The sequence below is a fragment of the Burkholderia pyrrocinia genome (genome assembly GCF_001028665.1).
Lineage (GTDB): Bacteria > Pseudomonadota > Gammaproteobacteria > Burkholderiales > Burkholderiaceae > Burkholderia > Burkholderia pyrrocinia.
Genome location: NZ_CP011503.1, coordinates 3,149,197 through 3,167,203, shown reverse-complemented (window position 1 = coordinate 3,167,203; position 18,007 = coordinate 3,149,197). Strand labels below are relative to the sequence as shown.

18 protein-coding genes and 1 pseudogene are annotated in these 18,007 nt (G+C 64.9%); 6 read left to right on the top strand and 13 right to left on the bottom strand.

Translation table 11 applies throughout. The features are described from left to right. The first annotated feature begins 17 nt into the window (after window positions 1-17). Complete coding sequence (locus tag ABD05_RS14415; protein WP_047900705.1) at window positions 18-1,481, top strand: MFS transporter; 1,464 nt, start codon at window positions 18-20, stop codon at window positions 1,479-1,481. Window positions 1,482-1,651: 170 nt separating this feature from the next. On the opposite strand, the gene ABD05_RS14410 is transcribed toward ABD05_RS14415, so the two are convergent. From ABD05_RS14410 to ABD05_RS14375, 8 genes are all read right to left on the bottom strand, one after another. Beyond that, window positions 1,652-1,948 carry a 4Fe-4S dicluster domain-containing protein gene (locus ABD05_RS14410; protein WP_047901222.1) on the bottom strand — a complete coding sequence of 99 codons (297 nt, stop codon included), beginning with the start codon at window positions 1,946-1,948 and terminating at the stop codon, window positions 1,652-1,654. 2 nt (window positions 1,949-1,950) lie between these two features. Then, window positions 1,951-2,259, bottom strand: a complete 309-nt coding sequence (locus ABD05_RS14405) for a hypothetical protein (protein WP_047900704.1) — start codon at window positions 2,257-2,259, stop codon at window positions 1,951-1,953. 12 nt (window positions 2,260-2,271) lie between these two features. After that, window positions 2,272-2,856, bottom strand: a complete 585-nt coding sequence (locus tag ABD05_RS14400) for an RNA polymerase sigma factor (protein WP_175804796.1) — start codon at window positions 2,854-2,856, stop codon at window positions 2,272-2,274. A 468-nt stretch (window positions 2,857-3,324) separates the two neighbouring features. After that, window positions 3,325-4,218: a LysR family transcriptional regulator gene (locus ABD05_RS14395; RefSeq protein WP_047900702.1), complete on the bottom strand. Its 894-nt coding sequence runs from the start codon at window positions 4,216-4,218 to the stop codon at window positions 3,325-3,327. A gap of 95 nt (window positions 4,219-4,313) precedes the next feature. Further along, the gene (locus ABD05_RS14390; protein WP_047900701.1) at window positions 4,314-5,141 is read right to left on the bottom strand and encodes an alpha/beta hydrolase; all 828 of its coding nucleotides are present in this window, start codon (window positions 5,139-5,141) and stop codon (window positions 4,314-4,316) included. A 267-nt stretch (window positions 5,142-5,408) separates the two neighbouring features. Beyond that, window positions 5,409-5,792, bottom strand: a complete 384-nt coding sequence (locus ABD05_RS14385) for a VOC family protein (protein ID WP_034184203.1) — start codon at window positions 5,790-5,792, stop codon at window positions 5,409-5,411. Between the two features lie 23 nt (window positions 5,793-5,815). Further along, window positions 5,816-6,778, bottom strand: coding sequence for a hydroxymethylglutaryl-CoA lyase (locus ABD05_RS14380; protein ID WP_047900700.1), 963 nt, complete (start codon window positions 6,776-6,778; stop codon window positions 5,816-5,818). Between the two features lie 29 nt (window positions 6,779-6,807). After that, window positions 6,808-7,998 carry a CaiB/BaiF CoA transferase family protein gene (locus ABD05_RS14375; protein ID WP_047901221.1) on the bottom strand — a complete coding sequence of 397 codons (1,191 nt, stop codon included), beginning with the start codon at window positions 7,996-7,998 and terminating at the stop codon, window positions 6,808-6,810. A 269-nt stretch (window positions 7,999-8,267) separates the two neighbouring features. Between ABD05_RS14375 and ABD05_RS14370 the strand changes: the two genes are divergently transcribed. After that, the gene (locus ABD05_RS14370) at window positions 8,268-9,233 is read left to right on the top strand and encodes a D-2-hydroxyacid dehydrogenase (protein WP_047900699.1); all 966 of its coding nucleotides are present in this window, start codon (window positions 8,268-8,270) and stop codon (window positions 9,231-9,233) included. Between the two features lie 279 nt (window positions 9,234-9,512). Here ABD05_RS14370 and ABD05_RS14365 read toward each other — a convergent pair whose 3' ends face one another. Together ABD05_RS14365 and ABD05_RS14360 are read right to left on the bottom strand one after the other, a co-directional pair. After that, window positions 9,513-9,725, bottom strand: coding sequence for a hypothetical protein (locus tag ABD05_RS14365; RefSeq protein WP_047900698.1), 213 nt, complete (start codon window positions 9,723-9,725; stop codon window positions 9,513-9,515). Window positions 9,726-10,405: 680 nt separating this feature from the next. Beyond that, window positions 10,406-10,807 carry a nuclear transport factor 2 family protein gene (locus tag ABD05_RS14360; protein ID WP_065500010.1) on the bottom strand — a complete coding sequence of 134 codons (402 nt, stop codon included), beginning with the start codon at window positions 10,805-10,807 and terminating at the stop codon, window positions 10,406-10,408. A 79-nt stretch (window positions 10,808-10,886) separates the two neighbouring features. On the opposite strand from ABD05_RS14360, the gene ABD05_RS14355 reads away from it, so the two are divergent. The 4 genes and pseudogenes from ABD05_RS14355 (at window position 10,887) to dctA (ending at window position 14,376) form a co-directional block, all read left to right on the top strand. Next, window positions 10,887-11,828 (top strand): LysR substrate-binding domain-containing protein, encoded by a 942-nt coding sequence (locus ABD05_RS14355; protein ID WP_047900697.1) that lies wholly within the window; start codon window positions 10,887-10,889, stop codon window positions 11,826-11,828. A gap of 22 nt (window positions 11,829-11,850) precedes the next feature. After that, window positions 11,851-12,012, top strand: a pseudogene (locus ABD05_RS38915) (GlxA family transcriptional regulator); the annotation flags it as partial. 78 nt (window positions 12,013-12,090) lie between these two features. Next, window positions 12,091-13,014, top strand: coding sequence for a LysR family transcriptional regulator (locus ABD05_RS14350; RefSeq protein WP_047901219.1), 924 nt, complete (start codon window positions 12,091-12,093; stop codon window positions 13,012-13,014). A 33-nt stretch (window positions 13,015-13,047) separates the two neighbouring features. Further along, window positions 13,048-14,376, top strand: a complete 1,329-nt coding sequence (gene dctA / locus ABD05_RS14345) for a C4-dicarboxylate transporter DctA (protein WP_047900696.1) — start codon at window positions 13,048-13,050, stop codon at window positions 14,374-14,376. A gap of 24 nt (window positions 14,377-14,400) precedes the next feature. Here the strand turns inward: dctA and ABD05_RS14340 are convergent, their stop codons facing one another. From ABD05_RS14340 to ABD05_RS14325, 3 genes are all read right to left on the bottom strand, one after another. After that, window positions 14,401-15,183, bottom strand: a complete 783-nt coding sequence (locus ABD05_RS14340) for a substrate-binding domain-containing protein (protein ID WP_047901218.1) — start codon at window positions 15,181-15,183, stop codon at window positions 14,401-14,403. Window positions 15,184-15,237: 54 nt separating this feature from the next. Then, complete coding sequence (gene tcuC, locus ABD05_RS14335) at window positions 15,238-16,533, bottom strand: MFS transporter (protein WP_047900695.1); 1,296 nt, start codon at window positions 16,531-16,533, stop codon at window positions 15,238-15,240. Between the two features lie 947 nt (window positions 16,534-17,480). Beyond that, a complete protein-coding gene (locus ABD05_RS14325; protein WP_047900693.1) occupies window positions 17,481-17,918 on the bottom strand; it encodes a hypothetical protein in 438 nt (145 codons plus the stop codon). Window positions 17,919-18,007 lie beyond the last annotated feature (89 nt).

Genomic DNA, 18,007 nt, shown 5'->3' with positions numbered 1-18,007 from the left:
GATAATCAGGAGACACGATGAACAGCCAATCCCTCGATCTGGGCGGCAACGCGGGCGGCCCCGCGTCCGCACGACCGCCGGCCGCATCCGCCGGCGTCGGCGCCGATGCGGCGGCCCTGCCCGCGCGCCGCGTCACGCTCGGCGATTTCATGGACGACCTGCCGGTCGGTGCATTGCACCGGTTCGTCGTCTGGGTGATCGGCATCGGCCTGTTCTTCGACATGTACGAGATCTTCCTCGTCAGCACGATCGGTTCCGCGTTGCAGAACGAGTACGGACTGAGCCGGCAGAGCACCGATTTCAAGCTGCTGCTGGCATCGGCATTCATCGGGATGTTCGTCGGCGCGATGTGCCTAGGCAGCCTCGCCGACCGCATCGGCCGGCGCAAGGCATTCCTGCTGACGCTCGTGTGGTACAGCGCGTTCTCGCTGGTCGGCGCGTTCTCGGTGAATGCCGACATGCTCGTCGCGTGCCGGTTCCTGACGGGCATCGGCGTCGGCGCGATCTATCCGGTCGCCGACAGCTTCCTGTCCGAAATCCTGCCGAAGGAAAAGCGCGGGCGGCTCGCCGCATGGGCGTATACGACTTCCTATGTCGCGGTGCCGCTCGTCGGTTTCCTCGCGCTGTGGCTGAACCCGATGCACGTGGCCGGCGTGGCCGGCTGGCGCATCATCCTCGCGATCGGCAGCCTCGGCGCCGTGTACGTGCTGCTCGTCCAGCATCGTCTGCCGGAGAGCCCGCGCTGGCTGCTCGCGCAAGGCCGCACCGCCGACGCGCGCGCGGCGCTGCAGCGTTTCGCGGAAGGCACCGGCGTGCGCGTGCCCGAGCACTTCGCAGAATCGGCCGAGCCGCAACGGCCGCTCGGCCTCGGCGAGCGCATCGCGCTGCTGCGCCGCGAACCGTACGGCGCGCGCTACCTGATGCTCGCGATCTTTCACCTGTTCCAGGGCTTCGGCTACTACGGCTTCGGCACGCTGGCCGGCACGGTCGTGAAGAGCCGCGGCTTCGACGTGACGGACAGCACGCTGTTCATCGCGCTGTCGTTCGTCGGTTATCCGATCGGCTCGCTGCTGTCGATTCCGCTGCTCAACTGGATCGAACGCCGCACGCTCGTGATCGCGTCGATCCTGTCGATCGCCGTGTTCGGGCTGTGCTTTGCGTATTCGGGAAATACCGTGCTGATCGTCGGTTTCGGATTGCTGACGACCTGCGCGTCGAACGTGTTCAGCAACGCGTATCACGTGTACCAGGCCGAGATTTTCCCGGCGCGCGTGCGCTCGACGGCGATCGGCAGTACGTACTCGTTGTCGCGCATCGTCAGCGGCGCGCTGCCGTTCGTGCTGCTGCCGGTGCTCGGCAGCTACGGCGCGGGCGCGATGTTCGGCGTGATCTCGATTGCGCTCGGCATCGTCGCCATCACGCTGCGCGTGCTCGGGCCGCTGACCACGCGGCGCAGCCAGGATGAGATCAATCCGGTTTGAGCGTGTGTCGATGCGGGGGCGCAGGAACGCGCTCCCGCATCATTCTCGATGCTTCGCGGCTTGCCAGGCTATCTGTTGCCTGGCGACCCACGTCGACGTTCTATCCAGCGACTGCGTCTTCCGTCAGGGTTGCTGCGCTGTCGCTCGATCGCGGCGATACACGGGGGTTGCTAAACCGTTCGGGCGAGCGTGATGGCGTGCTCGGGGCACGCCGTCACACACAGTCCGCATGACCGGCAGGCATGCGCGTTCGGCGTGTAGGCGACTTTCATGCCATGCACGCGCAGCTTCAGGCGATGCATCAGATCAAGGCCGACGTAATCGGCCTTGTCGATGCGCCGGATCTCGAACACGTTCTCAGGGCAAACCGCGACGCAATCCGCTTTGCCTTCGCAACGCGTCAGATCGACGACCGGCGCTATCACGCCCGGGTTCTGTTTGCAGTCGCCCGTTGATTGTTCGCGCACGTTCACTCTCCCGTGGGCCGGTTGCTGCCGGATTGCCACGCGGTCCGGAACTGCTCGCGTTCTTCGGGTGTCATGGATTCCCACTTGCGCCAGTGGCGCCGGCCGCGCCAGCCGTGGTGCCCGCGGAATCCGCCGAACAGGATGCGGCTCAACACGAGCAGGCCCAGCGCATGGGCGAAGTCGATCGTACGGGCGCCGACGAACAGCGCCGGAATCACCCAGTTCCATAACATCATGACGACCCATCCGAGCACGCCTATGGCGATCACGACGAGCAGCGCCTTGCCCGCACATCTGATTCGAAAATTCATCTGTCGACTCCTCTAGGTATTGTCCAATTCGTCATAAATGAGCTGCAGTCGGGCACGCAGATGCAAGACCGCATAACGTTTGCGAGCGAGCAGCGTATTGAGCGCGACATCGCTTTGCGCGGCCATCTCCTTGAAGGACCGGCCGTCCAGTTCGTGCGCGACAAATACCTCGCGCTGATTCGCCGGCAACTCGTCGAGCGCATCCTGCAAGGCCTTGAGCACCAGCGTGCGAGCGTAGAGCGCTTCGGGGCCGGCATCGTGTGCCGGTAGCGCAAGGTCCAGGCGATACTCGCTGTTCGCTTCGTCCTCGGCCTCGAACAGGTCGGTCAGCGGCTGCTCCTTCTTCTTGCGAAAGCGGTCGACAATACGGTTGCGCGCGGCACGGAAAAGCCACGCGCTCACCTGTTCGATTGGCGCGGGAAGCCGGTAAGCCTGAACGAATTCGTGAAACACATCCTGCAGAATGTCCTCGGCATCGTCCGGGTCGCGTATCCGACGCCGGATAAAGCTCACGAGTCTCGTTCGCTCACGCGTCACTATCGCGGTGATGTCGCGGTCCGGGTCGGTCATCGTGCGTGAAGTGGGTGGCGATTCCATGTGCCTGAAGACGTTTCAGGCGCGCGAATATTGTGTCGAGTGCGAAAAATGACTGCCGAACGCGTCGGCTTCGCGGGGGATGTCGATCACGCCGCCAAGCCAGGGGAATACCCGTTTGTCCGGCCCGGAGGTCATCGCCGACACAGCCGGGAACGGTGTAAAGATAGTGCAAGGAACGAACCCGCGACGACAAGGCGGAAAATGCGCTTCGCGGCAGCGAAACGTGCGGGCGGCAGGCGCGTGCCCCGGCATCGGCCTTCCCGGGGCGAAATGGGGAAGCGCGTGCCGTGCTCGCGATTGTCGGCTGTAGTCGAACCGTACTACGCGACGGTAGTTCGCGGTCGTCTGCCGGTCGGTCTGGCGCGGATGCGTCGAATCGGCTTCCTGCAGCAGTGGGCTGAACGCGCACCGATGCTCGCACTTCCTCGAAGCTGCGCCGCGCCAACTTTTACCGCTTGCGGGCTGGCCTCAGCGCGCCGACATGAAATCGAACAGCTTCGCGATGTCGGTCGTCAGCACGGTGCCGGCCTTGACGCCGACCCACAGCGTGCGCGTCGCCCACGCGTCGTCGAGCTTCACGACACCGAGCCGCGCCGCGCGCTCGCCGGTCACCGCATCGCGCGGCAGCACGCCGATGCCGAGCCCGGCCTCGATCATCCGGCTCACGCCGTCGAAATTCGATACCTGGATCCGCACCTTCAGCGAGCGCTCGGCCGCGAACGCGGCGTCGGTCATGCGCGCGAGCAGCGAGCTGCCGTCGCTCAGGCCGACGTAATCCTCGTCGAGCGTTTCCGCGAAGCGGATGCTGTCGCGTGCGGCGAAGCGATGCGCGCGCGGCACGAGCAGCACGAGTTCGTCGCGCCGGTACAGCCGCCGTTCGATGCCGGGCGCCGGCACGTTGTCGGCGAACACGCCGAGATCGGCCTTGCCCGACCCGAGCGCGTCGACGATCTCGTGGCTCAGCCGCTCCTCGAGACTCACCTTGATGCCCGGGTTGTCGGTGAGGAACGCGGCCAGATCGGCGGGCAGGAACTGGACGATCGCGGACGTATTGGTCCACACGTGGATATGGCCGCGCACGCCGGCGACGTAATCGCTCATCTCGTGCGCCATCCGGTTGACCTGCTCGATCACCTTCGCCGCATGGTCGAGCAGCGCGCGGCCCGCGGGTGTCAGCTCGACGCCACGTGCATGCCGGACGAACAGCGCGCTACCGGTCACGCTTTCGAGCTCGGCGATGCGCTTGCTGACCGCGGACAGCGTGAGCTGGCCGTGTTCGGCCGCCTTCGTCAGGCTGCCGTGTTCGGCGACGAGCGCGAACACGCGCAGCGACTGCAGATCGAAATGAAGCGGGTTCACCATGTCGGGGGTCCTGGGAAGGCCGTACGGCGCGCGCCATCATCGCGGCGGCCTGACGCCGATCATACGCCCGGCCATGCAGGCGCGATACGGCGCGGCTAGCGCGATGCGAGCGCCTGCAATGCGGCGAGCATTGCACCGTCCGGCTTCGCGAGATCGTCGAGCACCGCGAAGTGCTGCATGCCGGGCAGCCAGGTGCGCGCGATCCGTTCGCCGGCCGCTTCGCACGCTGACGCGTATTCATGCGCTTGCCGGACGAGTTCGGGCAGTTCGGCGTCGCCGACCGCGACGACGGTCGGCGCGCCGGGCCCGATGTGGCGCAGCGGGCTGTACGCGTCGACTTCTTGCGCGGTGAGCTGCAGCTTGTCGTTCAGGCAGCACAGCGAGATCGGTTCGAGATCGACGAGCGGGCTGATCGCGAGCGCCGAAACAACGGCCGGATGCGCGCGATGCATGGCCGTCAGGTGGCCGCCGGCCGAATGGCCGCTCAGGTGGATCGGCCGCTGCGCGGTGCCGAGTCCGTCGGGATCGTTCGCGAGATGATCGAGCAGCGCGCCGATCTCGCCGACGATGTCGGTCATCGTCGCGACCGGCGCGAGCGTGTATTCGGCGAGCACGACGTCGAAGCCGCGCGCGAGCGGGCCGCTCGCCGCGTACGCGAAATCCTCTTTCGTGCAGTGTTGCCAGTAGCCGCCATGAATGAACACGAACAGCGGCGCGTCGGGCTGCCCGCACGGCAGCCAGTCGAAGCGCTGCGCGGGGTGCGCGCCGTAACGCAGGTCGCGGCGGCCGGGCGTCGCGTCGTAAAGCGCTGCGCTACGTGCCTGGCACGATGCGAGCAACGCCGGGAAATCGGGAACGGCCTTCGTGTTCAGGTAGGCGGCGTCGAGCGCCGCGCGGTCCATGCCGCGATAGAGGATCGTCATTCGGGAAGTGTCCGGGGCGAGTTGCGGAGGTGCGGGGCAGGTTCGCCATGCCCGCTGCGAAGGCGTCGGGCGAACCGACGCCTTCGCACCATTATCCGCAGCGTGGCCGGGTCAGGCTATCCGGATTCGGCGGGTGCGGCACGTGCCTGTCCGCTTTCGGCGAAAGACTGCGACGCGATACGCGCATTGTGCCGGTGCTTGCGCGATCGGACGGATCGATGCGCCGAAGCAGCGCGGCCGGTGGTGCGACAGGCCGGCTGCCATCGGTCAGATCAACTCGGATATCTCGATCAGGTTCAGGTCGGGGTCGCGCACGTAGACCGAACGGATCTTCTGCGTCGCGCCCGTGCGTTCGACGGGCCCTTCGACGATCGGCCATTCGACCCGCTTCAGGTGCGCGATCACGTCGTCGAGCGGCACCGACGCGATGAAGCACAGGTCGAGCGCGCCGGGCACCGGCACATGCGCTTTCGGTTCGAACTCCGCGCCGCGCACGTGCAGGTTGATCTTCTGGTTGCCGAAACGGAACGCCAGCCGGCCGGCGCCGAAGGTTTCGAGCTGCATCTGCAGCACCTCGGTGTAGAAATGCTTCGTCCTGTCGGGATCGACGCAGGTCAGCACGAGATGGTCGAGGTGATCGATCAGCGCCATGGAATTCGCTCCTGTTTTCCTGTTCATGAAAATGCGCGTTGCGCGGGTATGTCGCCGGCGTCGGCGCGCGGCGGCGGATGAAGATCCGAGCGGCGCCCGGCCTTCAGGATCTGGCTCGGCACGTCATGCCCGATCAGCGCGGGCAGCCGTGCCGACGCGGCGAGGACGGCCGCGAGGTCGACGCCGGTATCGTAACCGTCCAGTTCGAGCATGTGCACGAGTTCCTCGGTACACGCGTTGCCGGTCGCGCCCGGTGCGTACGGGCAGCCGCCGAGCCCGCCGAGCGACGCGTCGAAGCGGTCGATGCCCGCGTCGAGCGCCGCGAGCGTATTCGCGAGCGCCATCCCGCGCGTATTGTGAAAATGCAGCGTGAGCTGCAGCGTGCCGAAGCGCTCGCGTGCATGTTCGGCCAACGCACGCACCTGCGACGGAAACGCCATGCCCGTCGTATCGCACAGCGTGAAGCCGTGCACGCCGAGATCCGCGAAGCGCTGCATCCACGCTAGCACGGCTTCGGCCGGCACGTCGCCTTCCATCGGGCAGCCCATCGCGGTCGACAGCGACACGTTGATCGCGACGCCGGTGCCGCGCACCGCGTCGATCACGTCGCGCAGCTGCGCGAACGACTGCTCGCGCGTCATCCGCAGGTTCGCGCGGTTGTGGCTCTCGCTCGTCGACATCACGAGGTTCACTTCGTCGACGCCGCACGACAGCGCGCGCTCGGCGCCGCGCACGTTCGGCACGAGCACGGTATAGACGACGCCCGGTGCGCGCGCGATGCCGTGCATCACGGCCTCCGCGTCGCGCAATGCGGGGATCGCCTTCGGCGACGTGAACGACGTGACTTCGATCTTCGCATAGCCGCATGCGCTCAATGCGTCGACGAGCGCGATCTTGTCGTCGGTATCGACGAACGCCGCTTCGTTCTGGAAACCGTCGCGCGTCGCGACTTCGTGGAGGTAGAGCCGTTTGCGTGGCTTGCTCATGATGTCTCTTCCTGTCTCCTGTTGCCGGTTCAGATCACGCCGCGCGTGCGCCAGTCGCCGCGCGTCGCGGCATCGATGCCGATCGATTCGAGTACCGCATCGGTATCCGCGCCGAGCGCGGGCGCCGAGCGCTCGATGCGCCCTGGCGTCGCGCCGAGTTTCGGCACGATGCCCGGCACGAGCACGGGCGTGCCGTCGGGCAGCGCGGCGTCGACGATCATGTCGCGCGCGCGGTAATGCGGATCGGCCGCGATGTCGGCCACGTCGTAGATGCGCCCGGACGGGATGCGCGCGTCGTTCAGCGCGGCCAGCACGCCGTCGAGATCGTGATGCGCGCTCCACTCGCCGATCGCCGCGTCGATGCGCTCGACCTGCGCGACGCGCCCGTCGTTGTGCGCGAGCGCGGGATCGTTGCCGAGGTCGGGCCGGCCGATCAGCTCCATCAGCCGCCGGAAGATGCTGTCGCCGTTGCCGGCGATCAGCGCGTACCTGCCGTCGCGGCAGCGGTACGCGTTGGTCGGCGCGATGCCGGGCAGGCTGCTGCCGGCCGCCTCGCGCACCGCGCCGAACGCCGAGTATTCGGGCAGCAGGCTTTCCATCATGTTGAACACCGATTCGTACAGCGCGACGTCGACGACCTGCCCCTTGCCGCCCTGCTGCTCGCGATGCCGCAGCGCGAGCAGCACGCCGATCACGCCATGCAACGCCGACAGCGAATCGCCGAGCGAGATGCCGACGCGCACCGGCGTGCGGCCGGGTTCGCCGGTCAGGTGCCGCAGGCCGCCCATCGCCTCGGCGATCACGCCGAAGCCGGGACGGTCGCGGTACGGGCCGGTCTGCCCGAAGCCCGACACGCGCAGCATCACGAGCCCCGGATTGATCGCGGACAGCGCGTCCCAGCCGAGCCCCCAGCCTTCGAGCGTGCCGGGCCGGAAGTTCTCGATCAGCACGTCGGTTTCCGCGACGAGGCGGCGCACGACGTCCTGTCCTTCGGGCGTGCGCAGGTCGAGCGTGAGCGAGGTCTTGTTGCGCGACTGCGCGGCCCACCAGACCGACGTGCCGTCGTGCAGCAGCCGCCATTTGCGCAGCGGATCGCCGAGGCCGGGCGGCTCGACCTTGATCACGTCCGCGCCGAATTCGGCGAGCATCCGGCCCGCGAACGGCCCGGCGATCAGTTGGCCGAGTTCCAGCACGCGGATGCCGTCCAGGGGGCGTGTCATGGCTGTCTCCGATGAAATCGTGTTGTCGATGACAGTGATCATGACGGCGTTCGCACACCGCGAAAATCGATCGATGCTCAACCAGCCTTTCCGAATCGGAAAGGCGCGCGTCGGTGCGATCGCTGCATTCGTTCCCGCGCGCTGTGCATCAGCCTTTCCATCCGGGAAAGCGCGCTCGCGCAACGGTCAAACGACATCACGCGCGCCGCCGGCAGAATCGAAGCCGTTCCGCGCCCGCCGGGCGCCTGTCACTGTCAGCGAGACCCGCCATGTTTTCCGTTTCTTCTCCCGCGCAGATCGTGTTTCTCGACCGCGCGACTCTGTCGCCGCAAACCGTGCTCAAGCCGTTCCCGTTTCCGCACACGTTGCAGACGTTCGACCGGACGGCCGCGCATGAGGTGGCCGCGCGCATCGGCGACGCGGACATCGTCGTGACCAACAAGGTGCGGCTCGACGCTTCGGCACTCGCCGCGGCACGCCATCTGCGGATGATCGCGATCGCCGCGACCGGCACCGACATCGTCGATCTCGACGCGTGCGCGTCACGCAGGATCGTCGTGAGCAACATTCGCGGCTATGCGGTCCGCACGGTGCCCGAGCATACGTTCGCGCTGATCTTCGCGCTGCGCCGCAGCCTCGTGGCTTACCGCGACGCGGTGCGCGCCGGGCGCTGGCTCGACAGCGGACAGTTCTGCTTTTTCGACCATCCGATCCGCGACCTGGCCGGCTCGACGCTCGGGATCGTCGGCGACGGCGTGCTCGGGCGCGCGGTGGCCGGCATCGCGCGTGCGCTCGACATGCGCGTGCTGTTCGCGGCGCACGGCGATGCCGCAGGTGACGACTACGCGCCGCTCGACACGCTGCTGCGCGACAGCGACGTGATCACGCTGCACTGCCCGCTCACGCCCGCGACACGACACCTGATCGATGCGGTCACGTTCGCGCGGATGGCGCGCCGGCCGCTGCTGATCAATACCGCGCGCGGCGGGCTCGTGGACGAAAGCGCGCTGGTCGACGCATTGCAGTCGGGGCAGATCGCGGGCGCGGGGTTCGACGTGGTCACGCAGGAGCCGCTGCCGGCCGCGCATCCGTTCCACGCGATCCTGTCGCATCCGGCGTTCATCCTGACGCCGCACGTCGCATGGGCAAGCGACGAGGCGATGCAGACGCTGGCCGATCAGCTCGTCGACAACGTTGCTGCGTTTGTTGGCGGCGAGCCGCGGCATGTGGTGTGATTCGTGCCGCGGCGGCACATCGATTCACGCGCGCAAACAGAACGGCCCCGCTCGATTGCTCGAAGCGGGGCCGACTGAATCCGGGGGCTGCTTACGCCAGCGACTCGGCACGTGACAGGTTCGTGCATCCGCCCTGTCTTGCGGCCGGTTTCTGAATTCCTGAAGGGCGCTACTTTAAGGAATCCAGACCGACAATGCTGTAGGGCCAGTCTGAAACTGAATCGGACGAATCACGAAAAACGTCCGGTCCGGCTGCAGCGCGAACGCGCGACGCAGATTTCAGTAAGCGGACATCTCGACGCAAGGATCGACCTTGGACGGCGAGCAGATGACCGAATACTTGGCGCTCTCGCGCATCAGCGCTTCGCCTTCGTGCAGCGCGATCTTGATCTCGGGGTGACGCTCGTACGCGAGGAATGCCGAGCACATGACCGCGGACATCACGACGAGGGAAAACACAAATTTTTCAAGGGTTTGGAAACGTTCAGGCATGGTTCGACCTTTCTCTCAGCCGGTGATTATACCCTGAGATAAGGGTTTTCCCTATAACCCGGCGCGCATACCGAGGATGTGCTCAATCGATGGCGGACCACGTGCTCGCGCCCTGTTTCTCCGTTAATCCGCGCTTAAGCGCCGGTCGAACAAGATGGGTCGACCGGTTGCGGGGGCTGACCGGCGCATGCCCGTGCGTCGACGCGACGCTCGCGTGGGCAACCGTCGTCGATTGTAGGGGCTCAGCGAACCAGCTCCTTCCTCCCTATAAAAATCAAAGAGTTAGGCGCATTCAATGAGAATTTATCGGTCGAGAATTCTCATGATTCGGCATCGCAGCCTACAAATTTCTCGTGAATATGAACGTACTCTGGTCAGGAGAGATCCCGACCTCGGCACGGGCGCCTTTGTGAAGTCGACCGGCCATTCCATTGTCAAATCGTGGAAACGCGTGAACGTCCCTTTATGGTCGATTGCCCCTGACAGGGCCAACCGTAACCGCCCCTTTCCAGCCCTCCAACACAAACTTGTGTTGACGGCAGGTTCCGAGGACAAACGGTCATTCCGTCTCATCCCGGAACGCCTGCTTCTCAGCGGGACTGCAGCGCGCGGAAGTTTGACGTCATGCGGAACAGCCCTCCGCAAACACCAGCCTTCGGTATTGAGCGGCATCGATTCAGCTACGAGTACTTGTCGCCGACCGTACTGCGAATCGGATGGGTGTCGTAGACGATGATCATCCGTTCGATGAGCCCCGCGACGTCGAACTCGAACACGTCGACGCACTCGAAGCTCACCACCGAGCCGTCTTTCAGGGCCCAGTCGTAGATGAAGTAACCTGTCGCACGTCGAGCCCCACTCGCGCTAACGCAGATATCGATCGGTGTAATCTTGCTTTCTCCCGACGCGGCAGCGACCTTCGAAAAGAAGCGCTCAGGGTGCATCCAGCCGAGAAATGGCGAGAAAATCTGCGCCCCCGGCGTAAATAGCGCGCAGATGGCATCGACATCGCCTCGCTCCAGTTCCCGCAGGTAAGCGCGAACCTGTTCCGTATATAGTGATTCCGACGTTGAGCCCAACATTATCCTCCGATCGTTCGTCGACAACCCCGTTCATTCGTAAGAACAGGGAATCCGGTAGACGCACGATAGCGACGCACCGATGACCGAACAATCGAAAAATTTGCAATCCGGGTATGCGGCGCATGCATATCCGCTGGCTGACCTGACGCGGCCCCTCCCACCGTTGGCAGCGATTCAGTCATTCGTCGCTGCGGCGCAGCTTGGCAGCGTCAGCAAGGCTGCGGATCATCTATGCCGTACGCAAGGCGCAGTGAGCCGCCAGATACAGCAGTTGGAAACGTATTATCGATGCGCACTCTTTGTGCGCCATGTATCGGGTCTGACGTTGACAGCAGAAGGCAATGGACTGCTGACGGTCGCGGTCAACGTGATCACGCAATTGGTTCAGCACGCGGATTTCCATGCACGGGCAACCTCGGTGCTCACATTGAAGTTGCCGTCCACGTTCGCCATTCGCTGGTTGCTCCCGCGGCTGCCGGACATTCATCGCGCCATGAGCGGTACGGAGCTTCGTATTTCGACATCCGCGGACGATACGCCGGATTTCACGACGTCCGACGTCGATGCCATCATTGTGCGAGGCACGGGACAGTGGACCGGTATGGAAGCGGTACCGCTGTTTTCCGAGATGCTCACGCCGATGTGCGCGCCCGCATTGGCAACATCACTGCGATCCGTTGCCGACCTTGCGCATGTCGATTTGCTCCATCCCGGGCCCAGCCACGCAGAGTGGAGATGCTGGCTCGATCATGTCGGGGCACGCCAAATCGATGCGGGACGTGGACTTGTATTCGATACCCTCGAATTGACGCTCGCGGCATCGGTGGAAGGACACGGAATTGCAATCGGCGACCCACGAATGGCAAGAGACCGACTCCGTGCCGGATCTCTGGTGACACCGTTTGAGGGTGTGGTTCAAGACGGCCTTTCCTACTTCCTCGTATATCCGCCCCAACGTGCGACACAACCGAAAATTCGAGCCCTCGCTGACATCTTGCTACAACTTGCGCGAGAAGACTGATTGATAGGCGAGAGTCCGATACCTGGTGGAGCCGGCCGACTGGCCGCTCGAACGGATAGCCGAACGATCGGGATTCGGAAGCGTGGACGCGATACAGCGTGCGTTTGCAAGATGCGTCGAAGCATCGCCGCGAGACTATCGTCCGCGGTTCGGGCTACAGTGCCGGGCAAACCCGAAGACATAGCGTTTCAGGCAACGCAACGCGCATGGCGCCAGCGGAATCATGCAAAATGCTCGGCATCTGACTGGTGGAGATTTGTTCGTGGGGATCAACTTCGATTTAACCGACTTGCAGGCATTTCGCGCCGTAGTGGAAACGGGAAGCTTCCGAAAGGCCGCCGATGCAGTCAACATTTCCCAGCCGGCCTTGAGTCGCCGGATCGACAAACTCGAGGAAGCGCTCGGCGTGCGGCTCTTCGAGCGCACCACGCGCAGCGTTGCGCTCACCACCGTCGGTCGCGTGTTCGCCCAAAGTGCCGAGCAACTGCTGGACGATCTCGATGCCGCCCTGCTCGGCATTCGCGACGTGTCATCGAGCCGCCTGGGCCATGTGACGATCGCATGCGTGCCGTCGGTCGCCTACTATTTCCTGCCCGCCATCATCGCGCGCTATCATCAGCGCTTTCCGCGCATCAGGGTGAAACTGCTCGATGCAAGCGCCAACGAGGTGCTCGGGGCCGTCATCAGCGGCGAGGCGGATTTCGGTGTGAGTTTCATCGGCAGCCAGGAGGCGGAGATCGAGTTCAAGGTGTTGCTCCAGGAACGGTTCGTTGCCGCCTGTCGCCGCGACCACCCGCTCGCACGCAAGAAGCGCGTGACCTGGAACGAACTTTACGAGCACGATTATGTGTCGGTCGACAAGACTTCCGGCAACCGTCTGCTGCTCGACCAGGCGCTGACCGCCGTCGCGCCGCGTGCGCCGAGCGTCTGCGAGACACGCCATGTGACGACCCTGCTCGGATTGATTGAAGCGGGGCTCGGCGTCGCCGCAGTACCCTCGATGGCGATGCCCGGGCACGACCACCCTATTCTCACGAGCGTGCCGCTCGTCGAACCGGCCGTCAAACGACGCGTGGGCATCGTCAAGCGCCGCGGACGACCGCTCACACCGGCCGCGGAGGCATTTCATCGGATGGTCGTCGAGGCAAAGCGTGGCGGTATCGCAAGCAGTGGCGCATCGGCGTAACGACGACAGAGAGATACGAAGGAAGACCGGACAGTGAGGTTGGCCAGGCTGCTTGGATCGCTTTACGTGCAGGTTCTGCTCGCGATGATGCTCGGCATGGGCATCGGTCACGTATGGCCGGCGGCGGGCGCGATGCTCAAGCCCCTCAGCGATGCGTTCGTCGGCCTGGTGAAGATGACCATCGCCCCGATCGTCTTTTGCACGATCGTCTCGGGCATCACGTCGCTGGTGGACGGGAAGGCCATCGGCCGCACGATCGTGCGGGCGCTGGCGCTCTTCTATCTGTTGACCGCTGCTGCGCTCGCGCTCGGGCTCGTCACCGCATACGTGCTGCAACCGGGCGCCGGCATGCACATCGATGTCCACCACCTGGATGCGAGCATCCTCGCTCCGTATGCGAAGCATGCGGAGCCACGCGACCTTGTGGCGTTCGGACTCGGCATGATTCCGGACACGATGCTCGGCGCGTTCGCCAAAGGCGAAGTGTTGCCGGTGCTGTTGCTGTCGCTGTTGTTCGGTTTCTCGCTGAATGCACACCCGCGGGCCGGCCGGCCCGTTCTTGCGCTGATCGACGGTGTCGCCCAGGTCGTCTTTCGCGTGCTCGCAATGATCATGCGGCTCGCGCCGCTCGGCGCATTCGGCGCGATGGCGTTCACGGTCGGCCGTTTCGGCATCGGTTCGGTCGGCTCGCTGGCGAAGCTGATGGCGTCCTTCTACGTGGCCTGCGTGCTGTTCGTCACGCTGGTGCTCGCACCGCTCGCGCGGCTGCACGGTTTCGCGCTCTGGCGGCTCTTGCGCTACATGCGCGAAGAGTTGCTCATCGTCCTCGCGACGTCGTCCACGGAGCCCGTTCTGCCACGTCTGATCGTCAAGCTGGAGGCACTCGGCTGCGACAAGGGCATCGTGGGGCTCGTGCTGCCGGCGGGCTATTCCTTCAATCTGGACGGTACCGCGATCTACCTGACACTCGCGGCATTGTTCATCGCGCAGGCGTGCGACGTGCCTCTCTCCGCGTCGCAGATCGCGGTGATGCTCGCCATCATGCTGCTCACATCAAAGGGTGCGGCCGGTGTTTCCGGTAGCGGGCTGGTTGCGCTAGTCGCCACGCTCGCCGTCATGCCCGACCTGCCCGTCGCCGGCGTGGCACTGCTGGTCGGCATCGATCGCTTCATGTCCGAGGCACGCGCACTGACAAGCGTGATCAGCAATGCCTGCGCGGTGATCTTCGTTTCGCTGTGGGAAGGTGCGTGCGATCGTGTACGTCTTGCGCAGAGGCTCGCCATGGCCGGCCCGGCATCCCCGAACGGGGCCGATGAAGGCGGTACCGCAGCGAATACGAGCGGCGACGGGAAGACTTTGTGACACAAGCCTTCCCGCGGATCGGACTCAATGCGCAGGGACGCCATCCAGTCCGGTTGATTTCACGTCCGCCTGCACGTCGGGCGACGCCAAATAGTTGAGGAGCTCCTTCGCTTCCTTCGGATGCTGCGCGCCGACGGGGATGCCGGCAGCGAAGCGCGTAACGGACTGCAGCGATTCGGGAATCTTGCCGACGAAGGTCGCACCGTGGACGGGCAGCAGCTCGCTGACCTGCTGGAAGCCGATTTCGTAGTCGCCGTTCGCGACGACAGAAGCCACCGGAATCCGCGGGATCATCTTCGCCTTCGACTTCGTCTGCTCCTCGATGCCGAGCTTCTTGAACAACTCGCGTTCGATATACACGCCGCTCGCGCTGTCCGAGTAGGCGATCGACTTCGCGTGCAGCAGCACCTGCTTGAGACCTTCGGTGGTGCTGATGTCGGGCTTTGCCGCGCCGTCGCGCACGACCATGCCGATGCGCGAGTCGGCCAGCTCGACGCGGGATCCGGGGATGACCTTGCCTTGCTTGATCAGTTCGTCCAGCGCGTAGCCGACCATGATGACGGCGTCGGCGGGCTCGCCGCGCGCGAGCCGGTTCGGAATCGCTTCGGGCGACTGGCCCATCGACGGGCCGAGCGCGGTGTCGAGCGTATTGCCGGTCGTGGACGCGAACCGGGGGCCGAGCAGTTTATAGGCGGCGGTGAAGCCACCCGAGCTCATCACGTGGAGCTCGGCCGCCTGCACGTTGGCCGCAAACGCCGCGGTAGCGACGAGCGCGGTCGCGCAAAATTTCAGGAGCTGATTTCTCATGGTCGTGGTCATGCGAATTCGTGTGTGTTGGTGAAGTTCCGGATGGGCCGGACATCAATGCGCCGGCGTCAACGTCGCCGTGCGGTGGCGATAGAGTGCGAACGTCGCAAGCAGCGCGCACACTGCGGCGAAGCTCATCCAGTAGCCGGGTGCTGCCTTGTCGCCCGTCATGTGAATGAGCCCGGTCGAGATGGCCGGCGTGAAGCCGCCGAACACGGCCGTCGCGAGGCTGTAGGCGAGCGAGAAGCCCGCGACACGCACCTGCACCGGCATCACTTCGGTGAGCGCGACGACCATCGCACCGTTATAGATCCCGTACATGAACGAGAGCCAGAGCAGGACGAGCAGCATGTTGGCGAACGACGGCGCGTGAGCGAGGAACGACAGCGCCGGATAGGCGGTCACGACGGTGAGCATTGTCATGCCGACCAGCAGCGGCCGACGGCCGATCCGGTCGGACAGCGCACCGCCGATCGGCAGCCACACGAAGTTCGACACACCGACGCAAAGCGTCACGAGCAGGCTGTCGGCGGTGCTCAGATGCAGCACCGTCTTGCCGAAGGTCGGCGCATACACCGTGATCAGATAGAAGCTCGTGGTGGTCATCGCGACCAGCATCATGCCGGCGACCACGACGCCCCAGTTCTGAACCAGCGTACCGAACACTTCCTTCATGCCCGGGCGATGCTTGCGCGCCTTGAACTCCTGGGTTTCCTCCAGGTTGCGGCGCAGCATGAAGATGAACGGCACGATCATGCAGCCGACGAAGAACGGCACGCGCCATCCCCAGGTGGCGATGGTCGATGCGCTCAGCCATTGGTTGAGCGCAAAGCCGAGGCCCGCTGCGACGACGATCGCGACCTGCTGGCTGGCGGACTGCCAGCTCGTGAAGAAACCCTTGCGGCCGGGCGTCGCCAATTCGGCGAGATAGACCGACACGCCGCCCAGTTCGGCACCGGCGGAAAAGCCCTGCAGCAGCCGCCCGATCAACACCAGTGCGGGTGCCAGCAGGCCGATCGTCGCGTAGCCCGGCACGAACGCGATCAGGATGGTGCCGCTCGCCATGATGGAAAGCGTGACGATGAGGCCCTTGCGGCGGCCGACGTCGTCGATGTACGCGCCCAGCACGATTGCGCCTAACGGACGCATCAGGAAGCCGGCGCCGAACACGGCGAAGGTCATCATCAACGATGCGAACTCGCTTTGCGCGGGAAAGAAGACGTTGGCGATCTGCGTGGCGTAGAAGCCGAACAGGAAGAAGTCGAACTGCTCGAGAAAATTGCCGGCCGTGACGCGGAAGACCGCGGCGGCCTTCGAACGTTCGGCCGGAAGGCTGGACGAGGGGTGCATCTGGGTGTCTCCTGAAAATCCTGAAATACGCGGAAGCGGCTGGTCGATTGTCGTTTTCCGGAATGTTCGCCCGGCGTCGATCAAACGATAAGTGCGATTTTTGGAAGAATTGATGCACCGCGGTTATCAATCGACGCGGTCTCACCTGTTTCGATCAGCTCCTGTACCGCCGAACGTCGCGCCGCACGGGATCAGGACGGCACGATCCTCGCCCGCACCCCGCCGTTGAACGGCAACCGGATGGTCCGCTCGCGTCGCTCGAAGGTGTTCGAGCGGGGGCGAGCCGCGAATCGGGCACGCGCTGTCGCATCACCGGAACATGGCGCTCTACCGCGCCGAGTTAGGTTTTGAAGCCGCAGACGGAATGGAAGTCGAAGCAGTGAGGTACCGAAAGATCATGAACTCTTTGGCTCAGTTTGATCCCGAGGGCAAGTCACTTGAATACGTCTACGTGAACTGGCTTGCGCCGGAGAGCCCCTCGGATACGGCCATGGCGTTCGATGAGACCTGTCACTGGCATGCGATTCGTCCAACTCGACCGAGGCCCCTCGATAGCGGTTTCCTGATGCCATCGGAAGAGAGTGGGCAACGGACTGGCGTTCACTGGCGACAGGAACGGCCTGCCTGATCGGACTTTGCGCAAGGGTGTGACGCGGAATTGCATCGAGAGTGCGTTAGGCCGCCCTCCGGGCAGCCCCTCGCCGACGAGGTCGCGGTCGGCGACGCGCCAGAAGCCCTCACTTTCGGACGCCGGGGCGAGAAAACACCGGAATGGCCCCCGCTCACGGAGGCACATTTACCGCCGACGCGAATGTTTCGCGAACCCCGCTCTTGAGCCAGAACACCGGTCATCGCATAGACTGCGGCCATGGTGCCTGTGTAGACTGCGCTTCCCGCTCGCGGGATGTGGGACGCGGGAAGGAAGAGAAAAGCCTGCCGCCGGCGCGTCACTTCGGCGCCGACGCGGCGCTGGCCGCGTTACCGGGCCACGCCTTGCCGATCTGGTCGATCAGCGATTTCGCGGTGCCCGTCGCGAGTGCCGCGTCGATGCCCGACGTCTGCCACGAGCCGTCGGCGGCCTTCACGAAGGTCAGGTTCGCACGCGACGGCGAGTAATCGGCATTGCGCCACGTGACGACGACGTCGCACGAGTACGTGCGATCGCCGAGCTTCTTGCAGTCGCCGTCGGGTTTCGCCGACACGACATCGGCCGACACGGGCAGCGGCTGGCCGAACAGCGCGTTCAGGCCGCCGTGGTTTTCCGCTTCGAGTGCGCGGCGCACCGCGGCGTCGACGTCGTTCGATCCGGGACCGTCGTGGAGCAGGTTGCAGGCGGCCAGCAGCGTCGAGGCACAGCCGAGTGTCAGCAGCGTTTGAAACTTCATGGATATCCGTTGTCGGGTGAACATGTCGGGTGGCGCGCGGCGACGTGCAGGAACGCGTTCGCCGGGCCGGTATGCCGCGTAGTCTGCAA